This window comes from Pseudomonas sp. LS-2 (assembly GCF_003605735.1).
Classification (GTDB): Bacteria; Pseudomonadota; Gammaproteobacteria; order Pseudomonadales; family Pseudomonadaceae; genus Aquipseudomonas.
Map to the genome: position 1 here is coordinate 219809 of NZ_QXTJ01000026.1, position 24097 is coordinate 243905.

The window sequence follows — 24097 nt, forward strand, 5'->3', positions numbered from 1 at the left end:
AACTTCCTAGAAACGTTCAAGAAAGGACTGCCCTCATCATGTCGCTCCCCCAACGCGTTCGCCTGGTTGAAGTCGGTCCCCGTGACGGGCTGCAAAACGAATCTGTACCGATCTGCGTCGCCGACAAGGTGAGGCTGGTGAACGATCTGTCGGACGCTGGCCTGGGGTACATCGAGGTCGGCAGTTTCGTATCGCCCAAGTGGGTGCCGCAAATGGCCGGATCAGGGGATGTGTTTGCCGCCATCGAACGCAAGGCCGGCGTCACTTACGCAGCACTGGCACCGAACCTTCGCGGTTTTGAAGATGCGCTGGCTGCCAGGGCCGAGGAAATCGCGGTGTTCGCGGCCGCCTCCGAAGCGTTCTCGCAGCGCAATATCAATTGCTCGATCAGTGAAAGCCTGGATCGTTTTCTGCCGATCATGGAAGCTGCCCGGCTGCACGGTGTCCGGGTGCGTGGTTACGTTTCATGCGTGCTGGGTTGCCCCTACGAAGGCGTGGTCCCGGCCAAACAGGTGGCAGCCGTCGCCAATGAGCTGTTCGCCATGGGCTGTTACGAAGTGTCACTGGGAGACACCATCGGTACGGGCACGCCGGGCGCGACCCGTGAGCTGTTCAACACGGTGGCCGGACAGATTCCCCGTGGCAGGCTCGCCGGGCACTTTCACGACACCTACGGACAGGCGCTGGTCAACATCTACGCCGGCCTGGAGGAAGGCATTCAAGTGTTCGACAGCTCTGTCGCGGGCCTCGGCGGCTGCCCCTATGCAAAAGGCGCCAGTGGCAATGTTGCCAGCGAGGATGTGCTGTACATGCTCAATGGCCTGGGGATCGACACCGGAGTCGATCTCGACAAGCTGATTGCGGCGGGTCAACGGATCAGTGACGTGCTGGGCCGTTCCAATGGATCGCGGGTGGCGAAGGCGCGTTTGTCGGGCTGATGTGCGACAACTTGTCACACAGTGTTACCCTTGTGGGCAATGGAGGGAAAGAAACGGGTAACACGGAAACACCTGATCACGGATCAAGCAGCACCGCGATTTCAGGTTTTTGCGCAAAGCCCCGTCTTCCGGGCCTTCAGCAAGATCGAGAAAAGTTGGCATGGCTTCTGCTATGTCTTACGTACAACAAAAATAACAAATGGCAGCAAACCAATAAAAACAAGACGAATCGGCTCTGACATAACAAGAACAACACGGACAGAGACGCAGCTAACTGATTTTTTTGGAGTGGATCGCTTTGTGAGGCGCAGGCCTCTGGACCAGGCAGAGAACAATAAAACTACCTTCAGGTAGCGCAAGGCCCGGTTGAATCGCAAGATCGAAGCAGCATCAGCGCTCAAAAAAATACGTTTGCTCTTGACCCCGAATGGGGGTCGCTCAAAAAGCAAAAAAGGTAGGGCCACCAAAAACAACAACAGGCCGCCTAAAAATAAAAAAGAGCATGCAACTGAACTTGGAGGGGAGCCTTGGCTCCCCTTCGTGCTGTCTGGCGTTCGGAAATCCCCCTTCTCTACTCTCCATCAGCACAGTCCTGACATTGACATTCTGACGCCCGCAGGTTTACGTTAACGTAAAGGTAACACAGATTGTTGCCATCTGACCTCCCCTCTAAAAACAACAAGGGAACGCAGGCTCATGAACTACCCCACGCTCAATTTCGGTCTAGGCGAGACCCTCGACATGCTGCGCGATCAGGTGCAGGCCTTCGTCGCTGCGGAACTCGCCCCACGCGCCGCGCAGATCGACCAGGACAACCTGTTTCCCGCCGACATGTGGCGCAAGTTCGGCGAGATGGGCCTGCTGGGTATCACGGTCGATGAACAATATGGCGGTGCCGGACTGGGCTATCTGGCCCACGTGGTGGCCATGGAAGAGATCAGCCGGGGCTCGGCTTCGGTGGCGCTGTCCTACGGCGCGCACTCCAACCTCTGCGTCAACCAGATCAACCGCAACGGCAATCCTGAACAGAAGGCCCGTTATCTGCCCAGGCTGATCAGCGGCGAGCACATAGGCGCACTGGCCATGAGCGAGCCGAATGCCGGCTCCGATGTGGTCTCGATGAAGCTGCGCGCGGACAAACGCGGTGACCGCTTCGTGCTCAACGGCAGCAAGACCTGGATCACCAACGGACCCGACGCCAATACCTACGTGATCTACGCCAAGACCGATCTGGAAAAAGGTCCTCACGGCATCAGCGCGTTCATCGTCGAGCGCGACTGGAAAGGTTTCTCGCGGGGCAACAAGTTCGACAAGCTGGGCATGCGCGGCTCCAACACCTGCGAGCTGTTCTTCGACGATGTAGAAGTTCCGGAAGAGAACCTCCTCGGCACACTCAATGGTGGCGTCAAGGTGCTGATGAGCGGCCTGGACTATGAACGCGTCGTGCTTTCCGGCGGCCCTACCGGGATCATGCAGGCCTGCATGGACGTGGTTCTGCCCTACATCCACGACCGCAAGCAGTTCGGCCAGAGCATTGGCGAGTTTCAGCTGATCCAGGGCAAGGTCGCCGACATGTATACCCAGCTCAACGCCAGCCGCGCCTACCTGTACGCCGTGGCCCAAGCCTGTGAGCGCGGCGAAACCACGCGCAAGGACGCCGCCGGGGTGATTCTGTATTCCGCCGAGCGTGCCACCCAGATGGCGCTGGACACCATTCAGATTCTTGGCGGCAACGGCTACATCAACGAGTTTCCGGCAGGCCGTCTGCTGCGCGACGCCAAGCTGTACGAAATCGGCGCTGGCACCAGCGAGATTCGTCGCATGCTGATCGGTCGCGAACTGTTCAACGAAACCCGCTGACAGCGCCGGAGGCCGCATGACTACCTTGCACACCCGCATCAATCCGCGCTCGGCGGAATTTTCTGCCAACAGCGCCAGCCTGCAAAAACAGGTCGATCATCTGCGCCAGTTGTTGGCACAGGTTCATGAGGGCGGCGGCGCCAAAGCGCAGGACCGCCACACCTCGCGAGGCAAGTTGTTACCCCGGGACCGCATCAACCGCTTACTGGACCCAGGCTCGCCGTTTCTGGAAATCAGCCAGTTGGCGGCCCATGACGTTTATGGCGAGGACGTTCCGGCAGCCGGTGTGATTGCCGGCATTGGTCGGGTCGAAGGCGTTGAATGCATGATCATTGCCAACGACGCCACGGTCAAAGGGGGCACTTACTACCCGCTCACCGTCAAGAAACACCTGCGGGCGCAGACCATCGCCCAGCAGAACCGCCTGCCGTGCATCTATCTGGTGGACTCGGGTGGCGCCAACCTGCCTCGCCAGGACGAGGTGTTCCCCGACCGCGAGCATTTTGGCCGGATCTTTTTCAATCAGGCGAACATGAGCGCCCAGGGCATCCCGCAGATAGCGGTAGTGATGGGTTCGTGCACGGCCGGCGGCGCCTATGTCCCGGCGATGGCCGACGAGGCAATCATGGTGCGCCAACAGGCGACGATTTTCCTCGCAGGCCCTCCGTTAGTGAAAGCAGCCACGGGCGAAGTGGTCACTGCCGAAGAGCTGGGCGGTGCCGATGTGCACTGCAAGGTTTCAGGCGTTGCCGATCACTATGCCGACAGCGACGAACATGCCCTTGCACTGGCGCGTCGCAGCGTGGCTAACCTGAACTGGCGCAAGCTGGGCGAGCTACAGACACGCGAGCCCATCGCCCCGCTCTACTCGCCTGAAGAGCTGTACGGCGTCATTTGCGCTGATCCCAAGCAGCCGTTCGACGTGCGGGAAGTGATTGCGAGGCTGGTCGACGGGTCAGTGTTCGATGAGTTCAAGGCCCTGTTTGGCACGACGCTGGTCTGCGGCTTCGCGCACCTGAACGGTTACCCCATCGCGATTCTCGCCAACAACGGCATTCTGTTCGCCGAGGCCGCGCAGAAAGGCGCGCACTTCATCGAACTGGCCTGTCAGCGCGGGATTCCGCTGCTGTTCCTGCAGAACATCACTGGCTTCATGGTGGGTCAGAAGTACGAGGCGGGCGGCATCGCCAAGCACGGTGCCAAGCTGGTCACCGCCGTGGCCTGCGCGCGCGTCCCCAAGTTCACGGTGATCATCGGTGGCAGCTTCGGTGCCGGAAACTACGGGATGTGCGGGCGCGCCTATGACCCGCGCTTTCTGTGGATGTGGCCCAACGCACGTATCGGCGTCATGGGCGGCGAACAGGCAGCGGGCGTGCTGGCGCAAGTCAAGCGCGAGCAGGCCGAACGCAGCGGCCATACCTTCAGCGCCGAGCAGGAAGCTGCGCTCAAGCAGCCGATTCTCGATCAATACGAGCACCAGGGTCACCCCTACTACTCCAGCGCCCGTTTATGGGACGACGGTGTGATCGACCCGGCGCAAACCCGCGAGGTGCTGGCATTGGCGATCAGCGCCGCACTCAACGCGCCCATCGAACCGACCCGCTTCGGCGTGTTCCGGATGTGACCGAGGAAAGACCCATGAATGACTTCCACACCCTGGAACTTGAGTTCGACCCACGGGGCTTCGCGACCCTGTGGCTCAATCGCCCGGAAAAGAACAACGCCTTCAATGCGCAGATGATTCGCGAGCTGATCATCGCCCTGGACCGAATCCAGAGCGACAGCAGCCTGCGCTTTGTGCTGTTGCGCGCCCGAGGCAAACATTTCAGCGCCGGGGCGGACCTGGCCTGGATGCAGGAATCCGCCAATCTGGACTACAACACCAACCTGGGCGATGCCCGCGAACTGGGCGAGCTGATGTACAACCTCGCCAAACTCAAACTGCCGTCGCTGGCAGTGGTGCAAGGCGCAGCCTACGGCGGCGCACTGGGCCTGATCAGTTGCTGCGACATGGCCATTGGCACAGACGAGGCGCAGTTCTGCCTGTCCGAGGTCAAGATCGGCCTCGCTCCGGCGGTCATCAGCCCGTTCGTGACTCAGGCCATCGGCGAACGCCACGCCCGTCGCTACGCCCTGACGGCTGAACGTTTCAGCGGGCCACGCGCGCGGGAAATCGGCTTGTTGGCCGAGAGCTTTCCGGCTGCCGAACTGGATGATCAGGTCGAGCGCTGGGTGGACAATCTGCTGCTCAATAGCCCCCAGGCCATGCGTGTCAGCAAAGAATTGCTGCGTGAAGTCGGCCATGGTGAGCTGACCCCTGCCCTGCGCCGCTACTGCGAAAACGCGATCGCCCGCATCCGGGTGAGCGCCGAAGGCCAGGAAGGCCTGCGCGCTTTTCTGCACAAGCGTGAACCCGCCTGGCGCGGTGACAACGACAAGCATGGAGAATCCCGTTGATGAGCGCCCCGAAAACCATCGCGCTGACGAGTGTACTGGTCGCCAATCGCGGCGAAATCGCCTGCAGGGTAATGCGCACCGCCAAGGCCATGGGCCTGACCACCGTCGCGGTGCACAGCGCCACCGACCGCGATGCTCGGCACGTTCGCGAAGCGGATATCGCCGTGGACCTGGGTGGCAGCAAAGCGGCGGACAGCTACCTGCAGATCGACAAGCTGATCGCCGCCGCCAGAAGCAGCGGCGCACAGGCGATTCATCCGGGTTATGGCTTTCTGTCCGAGAACGCCGGATTCGCCCGTGCCGTGGAGCGGGCGGGCCTGGTCTTCCTCGGCCCGCCCGCCTCGGCCATCGATGCCATGGGCAGCAAATCGGCGGCCAAGACCTTGATGCAAGCTGCCGGCGTGCCGCTGGTGCCGGGTTACCACGGCGAAGCACAGGACGCTGCCACTTTCCGCGAGGCCGCGGCGCGGATCGGTTATCCGGTATTGCTCAAGGCCACGGCCGGCGGCGGCGGCAAAGGCATGAAGGTGGTCGAACGCGAAGAGGATCTGGCGGACGCACTGGCCTCTGCGCAGCGCGAGGCCCTGTCTTCCTACGGTGACTCGCGCATGCTGGTGGAGAAATACGTGTTGCAGCCGCGTCACGTGGAGATCCAGGTATTCGCCGATCAGCACGGACACTGCCTGTACCTCAACGAGCGCGATTGCTCGATTCAGCGTCGTCATCAGAAGGTCGTCGAGGAGGCGCCGGCCCCCGGTCTTGGCCCTGAACTGCGGCGCGCCATCGGCGAAGCCGCCGTGCGTGCCGCTCAGGCGATCGGTTATGTCGGCGCCGGTACGGTGGAGTTTCTGCTGGACGTGCGCGGCGAGTTTTTTTTCATGGAGATGAACACCCGTCTGCAGGTCGAGCATCCGGTCACCGAAGCGATTACCGGGCTGGACCTGGTCGCCTGGCAGATCCGTGTCGCCCAGGGTGAGGCACTGCCCATCAGCCAGGATCAGGTCCCGCTGAACGGCCACGCCATCGAAGTGCGGCTGTATGCCGAGGACCCGGCCAATGACTTTCTGCCCGCCACCGGCCGGCTTGAGATTTATCGCGAATCGATGCCCGGCCCCGGTCGGCGGGTGGACAGCGGTGTCAGCGAAGGCGACGAGATTTCACCGTTCTATGACCCGATGCTCGGCAAGCTGATTGCCTGGGGTGAGGACCGGGAACAGGCGCGTCTGCGGCTGCTGTCGATGCTCGATGAGTTCGCCGTCAGCGGCCTGCGCACCAACCTGGGGTTCTTGCGGCGAATCATTGGCCATCCCGCGTTTGCCGAGGCGAAGCTGGACACCGGTTTCATCCCCCGACATGAGTCGGACCTGTTGCCGGAGCCCGCGCCACTGTCGAACGAATTCTGGCAAATCGCCGGGCACGCCTACCGGGAAAGCACGCCCTCGTTGCCCCGTCGCGATGACCCTCATTCGCCCTGGTCGGCGGTGAGCGGCTTGCGTCTGGGACTGCCGAGCGAAATCGATCTTCACCTCGCCTGCGCAGGCCAGACGCGCACACTGCATTTGCGTGGAGACCAGTCCCGGAGCGTCGCGCTCGTTGGCGATCAGTTGTCGATCGATCTGGATGGCATGCAGCATAGGACGCTGGCGATCCGTCGGGGCGACACGCTTTATCTGCGCCGGCAAGGGGACCTGCTGGCAGTCCAGCGGGTTGATCCGATTGCCACCGTCGAGGCAAGCCAGACTCAGCAAGGCGGCTTGAGCGCGCCCATGAACGGCAGTATTGTGCGGGTGCTGGTCGAAGCGGGTCAGCAGGTCGAAGCAGGTACGCCGCTGGTGGTGCTGGAGGCCATGAAAATGGAACACAGCATTCGGGCCAATTGCGCCGGGACAGTCGCTGCGTTGTATTGCGCTGAAGGTGAGATGGTCGCCGAAGGGGCGGTGCTGGTAGAACTGAGCACCCAACCCCTGTAGCCGCGCGGCTCGCTGGCGGTGGCGTCTGTGCCATCGCCAACCAGCGGACCGGCGCCCGGCCTGGCGGGTCAAGGGCAGCATCAAAAAAAGGGTGAGGCTTAAATGGCCTCACCCTTTTCTTACGCTGCGACTTCTTTCTTACGCCGCGACTTCATACAACTTCGGCAATTCCACTTCGCCGCTGATCAGGCTTTGACGCATCCGCACTGCCTGCAACGCTGCGGCCTTCATCGCGCTTTCCTTCACGTGACCGTAACCGCGAATCCGCTCGGGGAGCCGCGCCAGGCTCAGGGCTGTATGGCGATTCGCGGCGTTCAGATGGGTCAGAATCAGTTCGATGTCGGACACATAGCTGTCGATCAACGCCCGCTCTTGACGCCGTTCCAGGCTGCGACCGAACGGATCGAATGCCGTGCCACGCAGGAATTTGAACTTCGCCAGCACATCGAAAGCCTTCAGCATCCAGGGACCGAAACTGCGCTTGCGAGGCGCGCCGCTGTTGGGGTCACGCTTGGCCAGCGATGACGGTGCCAGGTGAAACTCCAGGCGGTAATCCCCTTCGAATTGCGCCTCCAGTTGCCGGGTGAACTCGCCGTTGCTGTAGAGGCGTGCGACTTCATACTCGTCCTTGTAGGCCAGCAGTTTAAAGCCGTTGAACATCACCGCTTCGGTCAATACCGCTGGTTCGCCCGGGAACCGTCTGGCTTCGGCATCGCGCACCTTGTGCACCAGGGCAAGATACCGCTCGGCGTAGGCCGCGTTCTGATACTCGGTCAGATTTTTCACGTTGATTGCAAGACGCTGCTCCAGACTCGGCGCTTCAGGTTCCTGAACCGGCGCCGCCTGAGGGTTGGCCGCAGTCTGTACACCCGGCAGGTCGAACGCCGCTCGACGCCCCCACAGGAACGCCTGCTGGTTGAGATTGACCGCCACGCCATTGAGTTCGATGGCCTTCTCGATGGCCGCCGAGGTCAGCGGAATCAACCCAAGCTGGAAGGCATAGCCGAGCATGAACAGGTTACTGGCAATGCTGTCGCCCATCAGTCGGGTGGCCAGGTCGGTCGCCTGAACGAAATGGGTTTTCTCTTCACCGACCGCCTCGATGATGGTCTGCATCATCGCGTCGGCTGGGAACTCAGCGTCCGGGTTGCGGGTGAACTCGGCGGTCGGGGTTTGCTGGCTGTTAACCACGGCGTGGGATTTTGCGCTGTTTAACTTGGCAATCGCATCGGGGCCCGAAGACACCAGCAGATCGCAGCCCAGCAGCAGGTGCGCTTCACCGGCAGCGATGCGCACCGCGAACAGGTCTTGCTGACGCGCTGCGATGCGAATGTGGCTCACCACAGGGCCGAATTTCTGCGCCAGCCCGGCCTGATCCAGCACGCTGCATCCCTTGCCTTCCAGGTTCGCCGCGTAACCGAGCATCGCGCCAACGGTCGTTACACCGGTACCGCCTACGCCCGGCAGCAGGATGTTGTAGGGCTGATCGAGACTCGGCAGCGTCGGTTCAGGCAATGCCGCGAACGCCTGCACCTGTTCCGGCAACTGCGGCTTGCGCAACTTGCCACCGTGGACCGTCACGAAGCTGGGACAGAAACCCTCGACGCAGCTGAAGTCCTTGTTACAGGCACTCTGATCGATTTCACGCTTGCGCCCTTGTGCCGTTTCCCTGGGCAGAATCGACAGGCATCCGGACTTCACACCGCAATCGCCACACCCTTCGCAAACCGCCGGGTTGATGATCGCGCGCTTGTCCAGATCGACCATCGTGCCGCGCTTGCGACGGCGGCGCTTCTCGGTGGCACAGGTCTGATCGTAGATGATGACCGACACCCCTTTGAATTCACGCAGTTCACGTTGCACGGCGTCCAGGTCACGGCGATGGTGGAAGGTGGTGATCGGGGCGAACTGCTCGCGGCTCGGGTATTTGTCCGGATCGTCCGACACCAGCGCAATACGCTGTACGCCTTCGTTGAAGACCTGACGGCTGAGCTGATCGACGCGCAATACGCCATCGATGGGCTGCCCGCCGGTCATGGCCACGGCGTCGTTGTAGAGGATCTTGTAAGTGATGTTGACCTTTGATGCCACGGCAGCACGCAGCGCCAGATGACCGGAGTGGAAATAGGTGCCGTCACCCAGGTTCTGGAACACGTGGGGCGTTTCGGTGAACGGGGCCTGACCGATCCAGGTCACGCCCTCGCCTCCCATCTGAGTGAAGGTGTCGGTTTCGCGGTCCATCCAGATGGTCATGTAATGGCAGCCGATGCCCGCCAGGGCGCGACTGCCCTCGGGGACTTTGGTCGAGCTGTTGTGCGGGCAGCCCGAGCAGAAATGCGGGGTACGCTGGGTCTTGAACAGTGGCGCGGCGAGGGCCTTTTCCTTGTCTTGCAGAAACTGCAGACGCGCTTCGATTTTCGGACTGCTGTAGATCGGCGCCAGACGTTTCGCGATCACCCGGGCGATCATCGCGGGCGTCAACTCTGCAAGATTCGGCAACAGCGAACGGCCTTCTTCGTCGAATTCACCGACAACCCGCGGACGCTGATCCACCGGCCAGTTGTACAGCTGGCCGGTCAGCTGATCCTCGATGATGCTGCGTTTTTCTTCGACCACCAGAATTTCGTCGAGGCCTTCGGCGAAGCCATGCACCGACACAGGCTCCAGCGGCCAGCTCATGCCAACCTTGAGCACGCGAATGCCCACCGAGGCGCAGAGGTCTTCGTCGATGCCCAGTTCTTCCAGGGCCTGGCGCACGTCGAGATAGGATTTACCGGTGGTGATGATACCCAGGCGCGGCTGCGGCGAATCGATCATCACCTTGTTCAGGTCGTTGGCGCGGGCGAAGGCACGGGCGGCGTAGATCTTGTAGGTATTGAGCCGCGCTTCCTGGGCCAAAGGCGGATCCGGCCAGCGAATGTGCAGGCCGTCCTTGGGCAACTGAAAGTCTTCGGGAATACGCGTCTGGATGCGCAGTGGATCGACTTCCACTACAGCCGAGGAATCGACGTTCTCGGCAATGGTCTTCATCGCCACCCAGCACCCGCTGTAGCGCGACAGTTCCCAGCCGACGATGCCGTAATCGAGGATTTCCTGAACGTTGCTCGGGTTGAGCACCGGAATCATCGAAGCGATGAAGGCGTGTTCGCTCTGGTGCGCAATGGTCGATGATTTGCAGCCGTGGTCGTCGCCGGCAAGGATCAGTACCCCGCCGTTTTCCGCGACACCGGCCGAATTGCCGTGTTTGAACACGTCACCGCAACGGTCGACACCCGGCCCCTTGCCGTACCACAGCGCGAACACGCCGTCGTACTTGCCGTGGGGAAACAGGTTGACCTGCTGGCTGCCCCACACCGCCGTGGCCGCCAACTCTTCGTTGACCCCAGGCTGGAAATGGATGGCGTTCTCCTGGAGATAATCCTTGGCGTCCCACAGGCTCTTGTCGAGATTGCCCAGTGGCGAGCCGCGGTAACCGGAGATGAAGCCGGCGGTATTGAGGCCCCTGGCCTCGTCGCGCTGCTTTTGCAGCATCGGCAGGCGAGTCAGCGCCTGGGTTCCGGTCAGGTACAGGTTGCCGGTTGCGAGTCGGTACTTATCGTCCAGACGAATATCGGCCAAAGACATTCAGGCACTCCTTTGTTTTTATCAGTGCGTTTTGAATGTGGTGAGCGGCGCAGCCTGGGCCTCGTGAGCCAGTCGTTTGTCGCTCGGACGCCGGGACGGTTCAGCCCGGCGCTCACAGGCCAAATACTGCCTGTGCGGCGTGGGCTTTTTCTTTCTAAATTGGCCGAAATCTGCTCATATCGTGCATGCCTGTTCCATTTAAACAATAAAAAAGGGTCAATTCATGCAGGTCAAACTCAGTCCCATTGATCGCAAAATCCTTCGCCTGTTGCAGCACGATGCCAACCTCTCTGCCGCCGAGATCGCGGAACGCGTCGAGCTGTCGCAATCGCCGTGCTGGCGCAGGATCAATCGGCTGGAAGAAGAAGGCGTGATCGAGCGCAAGGTCGCTCTGCTCAACCCGGCCAAACTGGGCCTGACCATGACCGTGTTCGTCGACGTGAAGTTATCCGGTCACGGACGGCGTTACCTGACCGAGTTCGAGAACGCGATCATCGGCTTTCCCGAGGTGCTGGAGTGCTACACGATGGCCGGGGATATGGATTTCATGCTCAAGGTCGTGGTGCAGGACATCGCCAGCTACGAGCGTTTTTTGCGCGATCACCTGCTGCAGAGCCCGCACGTGCAGGAAGCACATTCGAACATTGCAATGAGCGTAGTGAAGAGAACGACGGAGCTGCCCATCGATTAGGCACACGGAAAATTTATTTCGCGAGAAAGCGAAAAAACATTTGACGTGCAAATGATAATGATTATTATTGAGCGCAACCGGTCGCGAGATCGGTTGGTAACCCTGAAGCCTTAGGTCGGCTTCTGGATTATCTTCTCATCAGGCTAATCACGGTTTTTGACCCGGCTTTTTCGCCGGGTCTTTTTTTGCCCTTTTTCAGGGTCTGGGTTGGTCGTGTGTTGCTTTCTTCAGGCTAATGAAGAGGGTTCGCGATGGTGAGGCGAGCGCGATGGCGCGCATGATAGCAAAAGAAAATGGAGCGCTGAACCGCCACGCAGGTCAAAAAAGACATATTTGGTAAAAAATCAGCCATAAACGACTTAACTTGAGAATGGATCTCATATGCACTAGCATCGATCCGCGTCACGGACGATGCCCCCCACTCCTTCCTCAAAGGACGACCCACGGATGACCCGAGAGTGAAATGCCATGACTAATCAGCTCACCTCCCTGTTCACGCTGCCCAATCGGCTCCCCGAATTGCCGGTCAGCCAGCAAACCGACGCCTATCGCCGTCGCATCCAGAAACTGCCGCGCAAAACCCAACAAATCTTCCTGCTCAGTCGTCTCGACCAACTGCCCTACGCCGACATCGCGCACCTGCTGGAACAGGACGTCGAATCCGTGGAGCGTTGCATGATCCGTGTGCTGGAGCAGTGCAGCGACGACACCGCAGCGCCCATCAACCTGCAGGCGGTGCGCTGGTATGTGCATCTTCAAAGCCCGCAGGCCACGGCCAGCCAGCGTATCGAATTCCGCCACTGGCTGGATGCCGACGCCCTGCACCTCAGCGCTTTCCAGGCCACCGAACGCCTGTGGCGCAGACTTCAGGCGCCGGCGGCGATTCTGGGCGCAAGCGGCTGGCATCGACGCAAACGCCGCGTCTACATCGGCTGGTTGCTGTTGACCGCATTTCTGTGCAGCTTGCTGGTCGCCGCAGAAGCCTTCACCTGAGTCTCATCGTCAACCGTTTCTGTCGCCGCCGGTTTTCTCGATCCGTGTAAAGTACCTGTCATAACAGCCACCCAGTGGCGTTGCGTTGGCATTAACGTACTCAGGAACTTTCCGTGATCCAGACCGCCCTTTCCATTACTTGCGATTTCGACAGCGGTAACATCGTCGTGCTCGATGCGAGCGATCCGCAGCATGTGCAACTGGCCATGCGCCCCGACACCCGCAGCCCGCACTTCCAATGGTTTCACTTCAAGGTCGACGGCATGCGGGTCGGCCAGCCCCACGGGTTCAGCCTGACGAATGCCAGCGAATCCAGCTACAACCGCGCCTGGACCGGCTACAACGCCGCCGCGTCGTACGATCAGAAGACCTGGTTTCGCGTGCCGAGCCACTTCGACGGCAAGGCGCTGAATTTCAACCTCACTCCCGAACAGCCGCAGATCTGGTTTGCCTATTTCGAGCCTTACAGCCGCGAACGTCATGACTGGCTGATCGATCAGGCACTGAACAAGGCCGGAACAGAGTTGCTCGCCACCGGCAAAAGCGTCGAAGGCCGTGAGATTCCGTTGCTGCGCAAGGGTGACGGCGCGCCAGGCAAGCGCAAGATCTGGATCATCGCCCAACAGCACCCCGGCGAGCACATGGCCGAGTGGTTCATGGAAGGCGTGATCGAGCGCCTGCAGGAAAACGACGCAGAGTTGCAGACCCTGCTCGCCTCGGCCGATCTGTACCTGGTGCCGCACATGAACCCGGATGGCTCGTTCCACGGCCACCTGCGCACCAACGCGCAGGGCAAGGACCTGAACCGCGCCTGGCAGGATTCGACCCCCGAGCTGAGCCCCGAGGTGTTCTTCATCAAGGAACAGATGGAAAAGTATGGCGTGGACATGTTCCTCGACGTACATGGCGACGAAGAAATCCCTTACGTCTTCACGGCCGCGTGCGAAGGCAACCCCGGTTACACCGACAAGCAGAAGGCGCTGGAAGCCGACTTCCGCACACGCCTTTGCAACCTCACCCCCGACTTCCAGACCCGATACGGCTACCCGAAATCGGCGCCGGGCAAGGCCAACATGAACCTGGCGTGCAACAGCGTCGGCGAGCGTTACCAATGCCTGGCACTGACCCTGGAAATGCCGTTCAAGGACAACGACGACGCGCCCGATGTCGTCACTGGCTGGTCAGGCAAACGCTCGATGCAGCTGGCGCGGGATGTGTTGACCACGTTGGGGCAGATGGTTTCGGTGCTGCGCTGAGTCTGTCGCTGAACACACATCCCCTGTAGCAGCCCGGCGGGCCAGCGGTGGCACTGTCAGAGACGCCACCGCCGGCAAGCCGGACCGCTACGGTTCATGCATTGTGCAGGCGCCAGGCAAGGCATCCAGTGCATTCGCCAGCAGGTCCGCTCTCACACCAGCCCGGCAGCGTCGATGCCTCCAGCACCGCTCACGTTTATTTCCCGCGCAACATGCTGTCCAGCACCTCATCCCTCCTGATCCAGCCATGAAACAGTGCGGCCGCCAGGTGCATGAGGATGGTCAGGAAGAACAGATAGGCCAGATAACGATGGGCCTTGCGCAGGAACGCGAAGGTTTCGGCGTGTGCAGCCACGATCGAAGGCAGGCGCAACGAGGTCCCCAGCACGACCGGGTCCCCGGCCGCTGAAATCATCGCCCAGCCAATCAACGGCATCGCCAGCATCAATGCATACAGCAGATAGTGCGACAGCTTCGCCGCGAGTGCCTGCCAGGCGGGCAAGTCGGCGGGCAACGGCGGCGTGTGGGTGCACAGCCGCACGATCAGACGCACGATCACCAGCAACAGAATCGCGATGCCCAGAGGCTTGTGCAGATTGAGTAACCACTCGTGGCGCTCGGACACGGAGGCGACCATCCCGGCGCCGATGAACAGCATGGCGATGATCATCAGCGCCATCAGCCAGTGCAGCGCCCGTGCCAGTGGGGCGAAATGGGGGGTTGGCGTACTCATGGCTGTTTCTCCTGCGCGGGCTCGGCTTTCAGCTGATCGACTTCACTGGTACGACGCATGTAGGACGCCGCGTACGCCGCCGAACGCGCGGCCAGCAGTGGGTCGTCGGAACCTTCGATGCCGCTTGGCAGAATCAGCGGGTCATAGTTGATGTCGCGGCAGTCGCCATTGAGTTGCGGGCTGTCCTTGTCCACCACCAGCGTCCCGGCGTCGACGGTCTTGTGCTTGCCCGTCCAGGCTTTCGACGCGTCGTTGGTCGGATCCTGAGCATTGGCCACTGTCAGCACCAGCTTCCAGCGTTGCGGGCCGCTTTCCAGTTTCTCTGTCAGATCCTTCTGCAAGTAATCCTTGGCGTCGGGCGCCGGCTCACTCGCTGTGGCTTCAGGCACCAGGCTCCAGCGCACGGCCTGTCGCTTGCCGTTCGAATCCACCAGCACGAACGCGTTGATGCTGTTGTAAGTCTCGGTGACAAAACTGGCGGACGGTTTCGCGGTCTTGACCCACGCCAGGAACGGCTGGGCCTCGGGGTGCGCGGCGAAGAATGCCGGGGGTTTGGATGGGTCAGGCTTGCCGGTCTTGGGATCCGGCGCCGTGGCCTTTTGCAGATCGACGAAGGCCTGCGGCGTGCCGACCGGGAACAGCGGCATGCTGTTCATTCCGGTGCGCCACTGCTCGCCGTCGGGTTGCGTGAATTGCACCGCGAAACTGCGCAGCGGCGCGGCGCTGTCGGGCGAGTAAGGGTTGCCGGTCGGCAGCGCCAGTCGCCCGATCACCGGGGTGCGGCCCGCCGCGAAGACTTGCGCTCTGGACAGCGTCGCCGCCGCGCCATTGCTTTCAAAGTACCCGGCGACACAAATGCCTTTTGGGTGATTGCGCCGATACCCCGGGTGAACGCCATTGTTGTGCTCGAACACATCGACCACCCGTGCCGGGGTCAGGCGTTGCGGGTCCAGACTGCCGTTGACATAGGCGAAGGCCCCGGCAGCGATCAGCACCACCAGGCCAATGCCGGCCATGCGCGCCAGTTTCTGCGGCGTACTGAGGGGCGGTTTGCGGGGGTACGGCGGCTCACGGTCTACCATGGAAAACTCTCCGGGCCTGAGGCCTCTAAGAAAAACGTCGGTTGACTGCTATCAATCAGTCAGGGTGCAGTGGGACGTGGCAGCCAAGGCTTTATTCCACGACACGATAGTTATTTTTTTAGCGGTGGAATAACTTGCATTGGCGTGCGTCTTTCTGGTCATACGATCCGAAACGATCCCGCTGATCGACCTGGAAGCCTCCTATGAATGATGTTGACGATCAATTACGAGAACTGCTGCCACGCATGCGCCGCTTCGCCGTGTCGCTGACCCGCGACCCCAGCAGCGCCGACGATCTGGTGCAGTCGAGCCTGGAAAAAGCGTTGTCGGCCTGGAGCAGCAAGCGGCCTGACGGCGACTTGCGTGCCTGGCTGTTCTCCATTCTTTATAGGCAATTTCTCGACAGTCATCGACGTTCGCGCCGATACAGCCGCATGCTCGAGCTGTTCACCGGTGGCAAGGAGGACCATTTCGAGCCCTCCGTCGAGCGCACGGTCGTCGCCCAGACCACCTTGCAGGCTTTCGAGCGGCTGAACACCGAGCAGCGCGCACTGTTGCTCTGGGTCTCGGTCGAAGGCTTGAGCTACAACGAAGTGGCTGCAATTCTCGATGTACCGGTGGGCACTGTCATGTCCCGCCTGTCACGCGCGCGCCAGGCCCTGCGCCTGCTCAGCGAAGGCGAAATCACCACCCCTGTCCTGCGGATATTGAAATGATCACCTTGCCCCCCAGCGAACGCGACCTGCACGCCTACGTCGACGGTCAGCTCAACGACGCCGATCAACAAACCCTGGAAACCTATCTGGCGGCCAACCCGGAGATGGCAAAGCAACTGCAAGCCTGGCAACGGGATGTTCAGAACCTGCGCGCCGGCCTCAGTGGCGAGCTGCACAGACCGATGAATCCGGAACTGGACCCTGCGTACATTCGTCAACGGTTACGCCGCAATCGCACGCGTCACTTCGCGACCGCGGCGGTGTTGCTGATCGCCGTGGGCATTGGCGGCCTCAGTGGCTGGCAGGCCCGTGAGATGACGCTGGCCAGCGCTGTTCTGCCCATGGCGGACGCGGTCCAGGCGTACCGGATGTTCGCGGTCAACGACAGCATGGCCAGCGACTGGAACGCGGGTAAACCGAACAATGTGCAAGTCTGGCTGGACAAGAACTTCGCTCAGGCCAATCGTCTGCCGGACCTTGAGTCAGCCGGCTTCAAGCCGGTGAGCGGACGCCTGACCAGCACCGAACAGGGCGCCGCGGCCATGGTGGTGTACAAGGATGCCGACGGACGCACGCTGAGTTTCTACATCCGCCCACCGGGAGTGCAAAATCACCTGCTGCCTCGCGGTACCCGTCGCGATGGCGAGTTGCAGGCCGATTACTGGTCAAGCGGGCGTTACAACTACGCTGTGGTTGGCCCGGCAGACGACCCCGCCGCCCAGGCCGCGCGCCAGGCGATCAAGCAACCGATCTAGCAGGGCATCGGCCGTTGCGGGTCTGTGGCCAATCCCGAAACGGGTTGGCCACCTGGCAACGGGAGACAGGCAATCGGGTGCATCAGACGGGTCAAACCTGACCCTGCAGCCGAGCCGGATCGCTCTGCAACAGCACCTTGTCCTGAATCCCGGCCAGTGTCTGCTTCAGCCATGAAACCCCGTGGCCGAGCTTCGCTTCCTTGTCCTGCTGCAAGGCCTGGTTCAGCACACTGAGGAAATTCTGGGTTTTCGAGGATTTCAGCGGCGTGGTCTTGTCGTCTTCCAGATGTCCCATGACGTAACGGGAGATCCGCGTGGACTGACTGGCCGACTGACTCACGCTCGCATTCACCAGTGCGCCCTTGTCGTAGCCGATGCTGGTCTTGCTGCTGGCCTGATCGCTGATCTGGTAATACAGGTAATTCTGCGAAGCCGGGTCTCTGCTCAGGTCCAGCTTCTGCCCCGACCACAATGGCTTGTGGTAGCTGGCGGTCAAGTGCGACTGCTGCTCCTGAACGATGCTCCGGTTGAGCTGATCACGGCCCTTCGATTGCGTCGACTGCGACAGGTCATAGGCGAAACTGTCCATCTCACTGGGTCGCGCCGGGTTGGCGTATTCGCCTTTCTCGCTGACCGACGCCCTGAAGTCGGCAAGGCCGGTGAGCAGGCTGTGATCGGTGTCGGTCAGCTCGATGGAGCTGACCGACTGCGGCGCGTCGGACACTCGGGTGGCTGGGTAGTGACTGTGCAGAGTCGTGAACGCATCTTCGAACATCGACAGCAATTGCTGATCGCCGTCGCCACGTTTGCGCGCCGCCTCGATCTGGCTCATGTAGCCTTTGAGCGCCTTGGCCTGCTGGTCGCTGTCGCCGAGCACGGCCGCGTTTTTCAGGTCCACTGACATGTCCAGATTGCCCAGCGCACCGCTCATCTTTACCGAGCGCACGTCGGCATCGGCGTGCAATTGCAGGGTCTGGATGCTCTGCTCATCGAGCTTGATTCGGGTATTCAGGTCGACCGATGAGAACACGCTGGCATCGAACTGGGTCAGCGCGTCCAGCTTCAGTTGCGGCGGCCGGGCGGTCAGGCCGTCGATGGCGGACTGAAAGCCGTCGGCCATCTGGCCCAGCGCCGACAGCTCGTCATCGCTCAGGTCGCCCCCGGAGACCTGGGCCTGCACCGCCAGCCCGTTATCCTGACTGGTCAGCGTCAACTGCACGGTTTTGCCGCTGGCGGTCTTGAGCGTCAGCGTGATGGAATTGTCGGCAGCCGCGCTGTGCAGTTTGGCCTGGGCCGCCGCGAGCTCGGCCGGTTCGAGCGCCTTGGCGGTAGACGTGCGAATCACCGACTGGGAAATGCTCTTGCCGGTGTGTGCCAGTTGCGACATGAGCGAAGCGCCCAACCCCTGAAAACGACCGACGCCGGACGTGGTGCTGAAGTTGCCCATCATGTTCAGCGACACCTGGTCCTGCTGGGTGTATTCCCAGGCGGGCGGGATGTCAGGGTTGGCGATCAGGCCTCGGACGTTATACGTCTGAGCGTCGACGATAGCGGCGTCCTGCCCCAGGCTCACGACCGATGAGGGAGAAGACGCACTGTTCGCCGACGTGACGACGTTGCCGGTGAGCGGCTCGCTGGTCGCCACTTTGGCAACCACCAGGGGTTGAGCGGCCGAAACAGAAGAAATCGCTGTCATGTCACTTCCATGTCCGAGTAGATGGGTATTGCCCTACACAGACTGTCGGCCGCTCGATGTGTAACTTGAGTGATACAAAGCAACGATCAAGCGAGGGCCTTGGCGATTTCGGCGAGGATCGCAGGGTCGTCAATCGTCGCTGGAGTCGTATAGCCCTCGTGATCGGCGAAGCCTTCCTCGTCCACATAACCGCCGTCGCCGGTGTTGTAGTAGCCGGGGAAAGCGTGCAGATACGCTTGCAGATAGCGCGAATGATCACCCCACAGCGTCTGGCTACAGCCGGAAGGCAGCGGCAGCGCAATGACGATGGAGCCCTGTTCACCGGCCTCGAGCAGATGCCCGGCTTCGTCCATGACCTGAACCGCGTAACCGGGGACCGCTCGGTTGCTGGAGCCCGGCGCCTTGCCTGTTCGGCCCAGTATTGCTCACGATCGGCGATGGAACGTTGATGATGCCGGGCGTAGTGCGCGCTCGCGGACGCGGGTTTTCTGTCATTCATCCGTGGATCCCTGTGATTGTTTTTATGAGGGCTGACGACACAGGAATGAAATTAGCAGGAGCGCACGAGGCTGCGCAGTCCGTTGGCACAGCCGGCTCCCCAGCGATCATGGAGCCTCAGCACGCTGCTTTTGTATCAGTACGGCTTGCCGGCGGTGCCGTCGTTGAACAGGCCTGGCTGGCGGTAACGTCTTTTAGCAGGCTTTTGAGGCTGCCCGGAGGGCGTGGGAGCCTGACTTGTCGGCGATCTGCCGGGTACCGGCAGTAAGATCAGCCAGCTCGGCGCATCAGGCACACCGCACACACAGGTTTTGCTGGCGCTGCGCGCCAGATCGCCGACAAGTCGGGCTCCCACGGCCTTTGGCCAGAAGGCGTTCGGCGTGTCCTGCAATCCCGCAGCTTTTGTAGCAGTACGGCTTGCAGGCGGTGGCGTCTTTGAACAGACTTTTGATTCTGTCCGGATGGCGTGGGCAGACGCCAATGCGCAACGGTCGCACGCAAGGGCGATCAAGCAGCCTTGGGCCGGGCGGCGCGCTGTGTCAGCAGGCCCGCCAGGGCCAGCAGCGCCAGCACGACCACCACCGATCCATAGACGTTGGTGGTGACGATCAGCCCTTCGGTTTTCACAGCCAGCCCCGCGACCAACGCCGGTATGCAGAACGCCAGATAGCTGAGCACCAGAAACGTCGCCATCAAACCGGCCCGTTCATGGGCGTGGGCCAAGGGGAGCAACAAGCGCAACGCGCCGAGGAAACTGGCGCCAAAGCCGACACCCGCCACCACGGCCCCAGTGAAGAACAGCCACAGCCACCCCAGGTTCACTGCCAGAAGAATCACCGACACCCCGACCGCCAGGAAACTGCAGCCCACCAGCAACGCCAGTTGCGGGGCGCGCAGACGCAGGTTCATGATCGAAATCGCACCACTGATCGTCAGGGCTGCAACGGCCAGGCCGCCGTTGAGCACGGATCTGGACCCCGTTGCCGCCGTCAGCAATGAAGGCGCCAGCGACAGAAAGAAGCCGCCCAGCGCCCAGGCCGCGATGTCCGCCGGCAACACCAGCAACAACGTGCTGCGGGCGCGCTGGGGCACATGCAGCGCAGGTTTGAGGCTCTTCATCACACCGGGTTGTGGGGTGACCGTTTCCTGAACCCGCCACAGGTACACCACCTGACACACAAACGCGGCCAACAACACCAGAAACGCCAACAACAGCGGCATCGGCGCAAACTCGACCAATACACTGGTGCCCAATGCCCCGATCGCCATGCCGAACATCGGCGCGATGCTGTTGATCAGCGGTCCCTGTTGCTGATCGGTGTCGAGCATTGCCGCACCCAGTGCGCTGCTGGCGATACCGGTGGCAACGCCTTGCAGCACCCGGGCGGCAATCAGCCAACTGACGTCCGTGGCGCCGATGAACAACAGCATCGAGAGGATTTCCAGCAGCAGCGCCACCAGGATCACCGGGCGGCGTCCCAGGTAGTCCGACAGTGAACCGAAGACCAGCAATGTCGTCAGAAGGCTCAAGGCATAGACGGCAAAAATCAGCGTCAACAGAGCCGAGGAAAATCCCCACGCCTGCTGGTACACGTGATAAAGCGGCGTCGGCGCGCTGGAGGCCGCAAAAAAGCACAGCATCACAAACGCCAGGTACCCAAGGTGACCGCGGCCCCTACCATCGAGTTGCGGGTTCTGCAAAGAATCAGACACGAGTACACTCTCCCGAAAAAGCACACCACAAAAGCTATGTTTTAGCGTTAGCGAGTGTGCGAGCTGAATCCGCTTAAAGCAAATACTTTGTGTTAAGGTCCGCTCCATGGCTATCAAAGAAGGCATTCGCACCGGCGGCCGCAGTGCCCGGGTGCAGACATCGATCCACGCTGCAGTGCGCGATCTCCTCCAGGAACAGGAGCGTTCGGCGCTGAGCGTGCCGATGATTGCAGCGCGCGCGGGCGTTACGCCGTCGACCATCTATCGCCGCTGGGGCGATCTCACGTCGTTGCTCGCCGACGCCGCCGTCGAGCGTCTGCGACCCGACGAACCGGTGGATTGCGGGAATCTGCGTGACGATCTGCGCACCTGGGTCGAGGTCTACCTCGAAGAAACCAATTCTGCGCCCGGCCGCGAGATGATGCGCGACGTGGTCGCCAGCAGCGCGACGCTCTGCTCCGGCAAGTGCCTGAACATGGTCCGCGATCAATTGCAGATCATCATCGACCGGGCGCAGGCTCGCGGCGAACGCAGTCCGTCGGCCGATGAACTGGTCGACGCCGTGGTCGCGCCCATGGTGTATCGCATCCTCTACGCCGAATCCGCACCCACGCTCGCACGCATGCATCAATTGCTGGATCGGTGCCTGGGATGACGGTCCGCGGTTGAACGCACGCTAACAAGCACAACCCAGCGCTAAATCGTTATCATGGCGGGCTTCCCACTACGGGCATTTCTTCCCCATGCATACACTTGCAGACCTGCGCGCCGGCAAGCTGGCGGGCGCGACGCGGCTGGACCTCAGCTGCGGCCTGACAACGTTTCCCGACGAAATTTTCAGCCTCAGCGATTCGCTGCAAGTGCTGAACCTGAGTGGCAATCGCCTGACCGAACTGCCAGCCGATCTGCACCGCCTCAAGCACCTGAAAATCCTCTTCTGCTCAAACAACCCGTTTACTCGCCTGCCCGAGGCGCTGGGGCAGTGCGAGCAGCTGTTTTTCGTCGGTTTCAAGGCCTGCGAGATCGTGGAGGTTTCGCCACGTTCACTGCCGCCGCAGTTGCGCTCGCTGGTCTTGACCGACAACCGCATCGAATCGCTGCCCGATGAACTCGGACACTGCCCGCATCTGCAAAAGCTGATGCTCGCCGGCAACCGCCTGAGCAGCCTGCCTGAATCCCTTGCAGCGTGTCATCGCCTGGAGCTGGTGCGCATCTCCGCTAACGGGTTTCGGCAGATTCCCCACTGGTTGCTCAAGATGCCGGCGCTGGCCTGGCTGGCATTCGCCGGCAATCCACTGAACGACATTCACACCCAAAACCCTATCCAGCAGATTCCGTGGCAGCAACTGACGCTGCAGCAGGTGCTCGGCGAAGGCGCTTCCGGGGTGATCCAGCAAGGCCGTTGGGTCGATGACGATGGGGCGGGCCACGACGTCGCGGTGAAACTGTACAAGGGCGAACTGACCAGCGATGGCTCGCCGCTCAATGAAATGGCGGCGTGTATCGCGGCGGGCCAGCATCCGAACCTGATCCCGGTCGAGGGGCAGATTCTGGGGCATCCACAGCAGGCTCGCGGCCTGGTGATGCAACTGATCTCCCCGACCTACGTCACCCTCGCCCGCCCGCCGAGCCTGGAGTCTTGCACCCGGGACATCTACGACGGCACGCGCATGGACCTGGCCACCGTGCGACGCGTGGCAGCGGGCATCGCGGCAGCCTGTCGTCATCTGCACGCTCGCGGGATCAACCATGGCGATCTGTACGCCCACAACATTCTCTGGAAAGAGACCGGGGACAGCCTTCTGGGTGACTTTGGCGCGGCGGCGTTCTATCCCGATCAGGACACCGGGCAGATGCTCGAATCCGTTGAGGTGCGAGCCTTCGGTATCTTGATGGCAGAGCTGCTGGCCTGTTGCGATGCCAGCGAAAGCGACGCTGCGGCGTTGCAGGCCTTGCAAGCCAGATGCGTGCAGCACGATGTCATGCAAAGACCCGGGTTTGCCGAGATTGTGCAGACACTCGGCGCATAAACCCGGCCAAGACCGAACTGAGTGAGCGGATTCGCCCTGCACAGGCGAATCCGGGTTATCGACCTTCCCTGTTTCAGAATGAGCCACTGACGTTTATTCTCGCCAGTTGCGTTAACGTATCGCTATGTATTTGAAGTATCACCGCGCTTGATAAGCCGTATCGAGAGACAGTATTTCTGATCCACTCAACGCGCTACTTAGAATCACCCCATCAGCAAGCCTCGTCGTCAACATCGCTTGCACTGCCAGATGAGTGGGGAGTTCGTCATGAAATATGTACTGTTTGCAGCCTTGTCCATGTTCAGCCTTTTTGCGTCCGCGAACGATAACGCCGCAGATGCATCGAGCGTTGCCGGGCAGAACGATCAGTACGATTACACCCAGGACCTGGACATCGCCAAGGTGGTGCGGATCAGCAACGCCGGCAGCACAGCCAGCGAATGCGGGCCACTCAAGGCGCAGATGGAATATGTCGACAGCAAAGGCGTCAGTCACAGGCTCGAATACACCCGCTTGGGCGATGACTGCGAAAAAGGCTGATCAAGTGTCTGTTCCAGTAACAGTTAATTACCGATTCCGGAACAATTAACCCGATATTAATAAAGACCGTGTTATTCCATCACTTTCGATGATGGCGTCTATCGATATCGACCATTTCTTAAAACTTCGACGCACTCTTAGAATTCACCCCATGAGCAAGACAGATGACGCCTTGCTCTGCGACTCACTTACTAACTAACTAACTGCGGAGTAACACCATGAAATATGCCTTGTTTGCAGCACTCACTATGTTCAGCGCCCTGGCGTCGGCCAATGGCAACGTCAGCCCGGTCAGTGATTCGACGCCTGCGCCCGTCGAGTATAACTACTCGCAGCATTTGGACATCGCCAAGGTCATCAGCGTAACCAGCGCCAACGACGCGGCCACCGAATGCGGTCCGGTCGAAGCGCACATGGTCTACGTCGACAGCAAAGGCGTGACCCACAACCTCGAATACACCCGTCTGGGCGATGGCTGCCAGAATGGCTGATGTTCGGCGCAGCGAACTGCGCGTGAAATCCGGTCCCCACTGAAAAACCGCTGC

The 24097-nt window shown here is 61.1% G+C and carries 18 protein-coding genes and 3 pseudogenes; 15 read left to right on the top strand and 6 right to left on the bottom strand.

The window, feature by feature from the left end; genetic code table 11:
• The first annotated feature begins 38 nt into the window (after window positions 1-38).
• From D3M70_RS15795 to D3M70_RS34235, 6 genes and pseudogenes are all read left to right on the top strand, one after another.
• Window positions 39-938, top strand: coding sequence for a hydroxymethylglutaryl-CoA lyase (locus tag D3M70_RS15795; RefSeq protein ID WP_120126658.1), 900 nt, complete (start codon window positions 39-41; stop codon window positions 936-938).
• Window positions 939-1634: 696 nt separating this feature from the next.
• The gene (locus D3M70_RS15805; RefSeq protein WP_120126659.1) at window positions 1635-2798 is read left to right on the top strand and encodes an isovaleryl-CoA dehydrogenase; all 1164 of its coding nucleotides are present in this window, start codon (window positions 1635-1637) and stop codon (window positions 2796-2798) included.
• A 16-nt stretch (window positions 2799-2814) separates the two neighbouring features.
• Complete coding sequence (locus D3M70_RS15810) at window positions 2815-4422, top strand: carboxyl transferase domain-containing protein (RefSeq protein ID WP_120126660.1); 1608 nt, start codon at window positions 2815-2817, stop codon at window positions 4420-4422.
• Window positions 4423-4436: 14 nt separating this feature from the next.
• Window positions 4437-5255, top strand: a complete 819-nt coding sequence (locus D3M70_RS15815) for a gamma-carboxygeranoyl-CoA hydratase (RefSeq protein WP_120126661.1) — start codon at window positions 4437-4439, stop codon at window positions 5253-5255.
• Window positions 5255-6895: pseudogene (locus tag D3M70_RS15820) on the top strand (acetyl/propionyl/methylcrotonyl-CoA carboxylase subunit alpha); the annotation flags it as partial. The gene D3M70_RS15815 and the pseudogene D3M70_RS15820, both read left to right, overlap by 1 nt.
• Window positions 6896-7225, top strand: a pseudogene (locus tag D3M70_RS34235) (acetyl-CoA carboxylase biotin carboxyl carrier protein subunit); the annotation flags it as partial.
• A gap of 138 nt (window positions 7226-7363) precedes the next feature.
• On the opposite strand, the gene D3M70_RS15825 reads toward D3M70_RS34235, so the two are convergent.
• Window positions 7364-10849: an indolepyruvate ferredoxin oxidoreductase family protein gene (locus D3M70_RS15825; RefSeq protein WP_120126663.1), complete on the bottom strand. Its 3486-nt coding sequence runs from the start codon at window positions 10847-10849 to the stop codon at window positions 7364-7366.
• Window positions 10850-11072: 223 nt separating this feature from the next.
• On the opposite strand from D3M70_RS15825, the gene D3M70_RS15830 reads away from it, so the two are divergent.
• From D3M70_RS15830 to D3M70_RS15840, 3 genes are all read left to right on the top strand, one after another.
• Window positions 11073-11540, top strand: a complete 468-nt coding sequence (locus D3M70_RS15830) for an Lrp/AsnC family transcriptional regulator (RefSeq protein ID WP_120126664.1) — start codon at window positions 11073-11075, stop codon at window positions 11538-11540.
• 468 nt (window positions 11541-12008) lie between these two features.
• A complete protein-coding gene (locus D3M70_RS15835) occupies window positions 12009-12533 on the top strand; it encodes a DUF4880 domain-containing protein (protein ID WP_120126665.1) in 525 nt (174 codons plus the stop codon).
• A gap of 116 nt (window positions 12534-12649) precedes the next feature.
• Entirely contained in the window at window positions 12650-13789 is a 1140-nt protein-coding gene (locus tag D3M70_RS15840; RefSeq protein ID WP_256659882.1) for a M14-type cytosolic carboxypeptidase, read from the top strand.
• Window positions 13790-13985: 196 nt separating this feature from the next.
• Here D3M70_RS15840 and D3M70_RS15845 read toward each other — a convergent pair whose 3' ends face one another.
• Both D3M70_RS15845 and D3M70_RS15850 read right to left on the bottom strand, forming a co-directional pair.
• Window positions 13986-14522 (bottom strand): cytochrome b, encoded by a 537-nt coding sequence (locus D3M70_RS15845; protein ID WP_120126666.1) that lies wholly within the window; start codon window positions 14520-14522, stop codon window positions 13986-13988.
• Complete coding sequence (locus D3M70_RS15850) at window positions 14519-15604, bottom strand: catalase family peroxidase (protein WP_120126667.1); 1086 nt, start codon at window positions 15602-15604, stop codon at window positions 14519-14521. Before D3M70_RS15850 ends, D3M70_RS15845 begins: the two co-directional genes overlap by 4 nt.
• A 203-nt stretch (window positions 15605-15807) precedes the next feature.
• Between D3M70_RS15850 and D3M70_RS15855 the strand changes: the two genes are divergently transcribed.
• Together D3M70_RS15855 and D3M70_RS15860 are read left to right on the top strand one after the other, a co-directional pair.
• Window positions 15808-16320, top strand: coding sequence for a sigma-70 family RNA polymerase sigma factor (locus tag D3M70_RS15855; protein ID WP_120126668.1), 513 nt, complete (start codon window positions 15808-15810; stop codon window positions 16318-16320).
• Window positions 16317-17075: an anti-sigma factor gene (locus D3M70_RS15860; protein WP_120126669.1), complete on the top strand. Its 759-nt coding sequence runs from the start codon at window positions 16317-16319 to the stop codon at window positions 17073-17075. The genes D3M70_RS15855 and D3M70_RS15860 overlap by 4 nt, the downstream gene beginning before the upstream one ends.
• 91 nt (window positions 17076-17166) lie before the next feature.
• Here the strand turns inward: D3M70_RS15860 and D3M70_RS15865 are convergent, their stop codons facing one another.
• The 3 genes and pseudogenes from D3M70_RS15865 to D3M70_RS15880 form a co-directional block, all read right to left on the bottom strand.
• Window positions 17167-18771, bottom strand: coding sequence for a lactate dehydrogenase (locus D3M70_RS15865; RefSeq protein ID WP_120126670.1), 1605 nt, complete (start codon window positions 18769-18771; stop codon window positions 17167-17169).
• A 146-nt stretch (window positions 18772-18917) separates the two neighbouring features.
• Window positions 18918-19190: pseudogene (gene prpE, locus D3M70_RS15870) on the bottom strand (propionyl-CoA synthetase); the annotation flags it as partial.
• Between the two features lie 586 nt (window positions 19191-19776).
• Window positions 19777-20982: an MFS transporter gene (locus D3M70_RS15880; RefSeq protein ID WP_256659867.1), complete on the bottom strand. Its 1206-nt coding sequence runs from the start codon at window positions 20980-20982 to the stop codon at window positions 19777-19779.
• 106 nt (window positions 20983-21088) lie between these two features.
• Here D3M70_RS15880 and D3M70_RS15885 point away from each other — a divergent pair, with 106 nt between their 5' ends.
• The 4 genes from D3M70_RS15885 (at window position 21089) to D3M70_RS15900 (ending at window position 24043) form a co-directional block, all read left to right on the top strand.
• On the top strand, window positions 21089-21637 hold the full coding sequence (locus D3M70_RS15885) for a TetR/AcrR family transcriptional regulator (RefSeq protein WP_120126674.1): 549 nt from the start codon (window positions 21089-21091) through the stop codon (window positions 21635-21637).
• Window positions 21638-21725: 88 nt separating this feature from the next.
• Entirely contained in the window at window positions 21726-23012 is a 1287-nt protein-coding gene (locus tag D3M70_RS15890; RefSeq protein ID WP_120126675.1) for a leucine-rich repeat-containing protein kinase family protein, read from the top strand.
• 267 nt (window positions 23013-23279) lie between these two features.
• Window positions 23280-23552 carry a DUF2790 domain-containing protein gene (locus D3M70_RS15895; protein WP_120126676.1) on the top strand — a complete coding sequence of 91 codons (273 nt, stop codon included), beginning with the start codon at window positions 23280-23282 and terminating at the stop codon, window positions 23550-23552.
• Between the two features lie 218 nt (window positions 23553-23770).
• Complete coding sequence (locus D3M70_RS15900) at window positions 23771-24043, top strand: DUF2790 domain-containing protein (protein ID WP_120126677.1); 273 nt, start codon at window positions 23771-23773, stop codon at window positions 24041-24043.
• The last annotated feature ends 54 nt before the right edge of the window (window positions 24044-24097 follow it).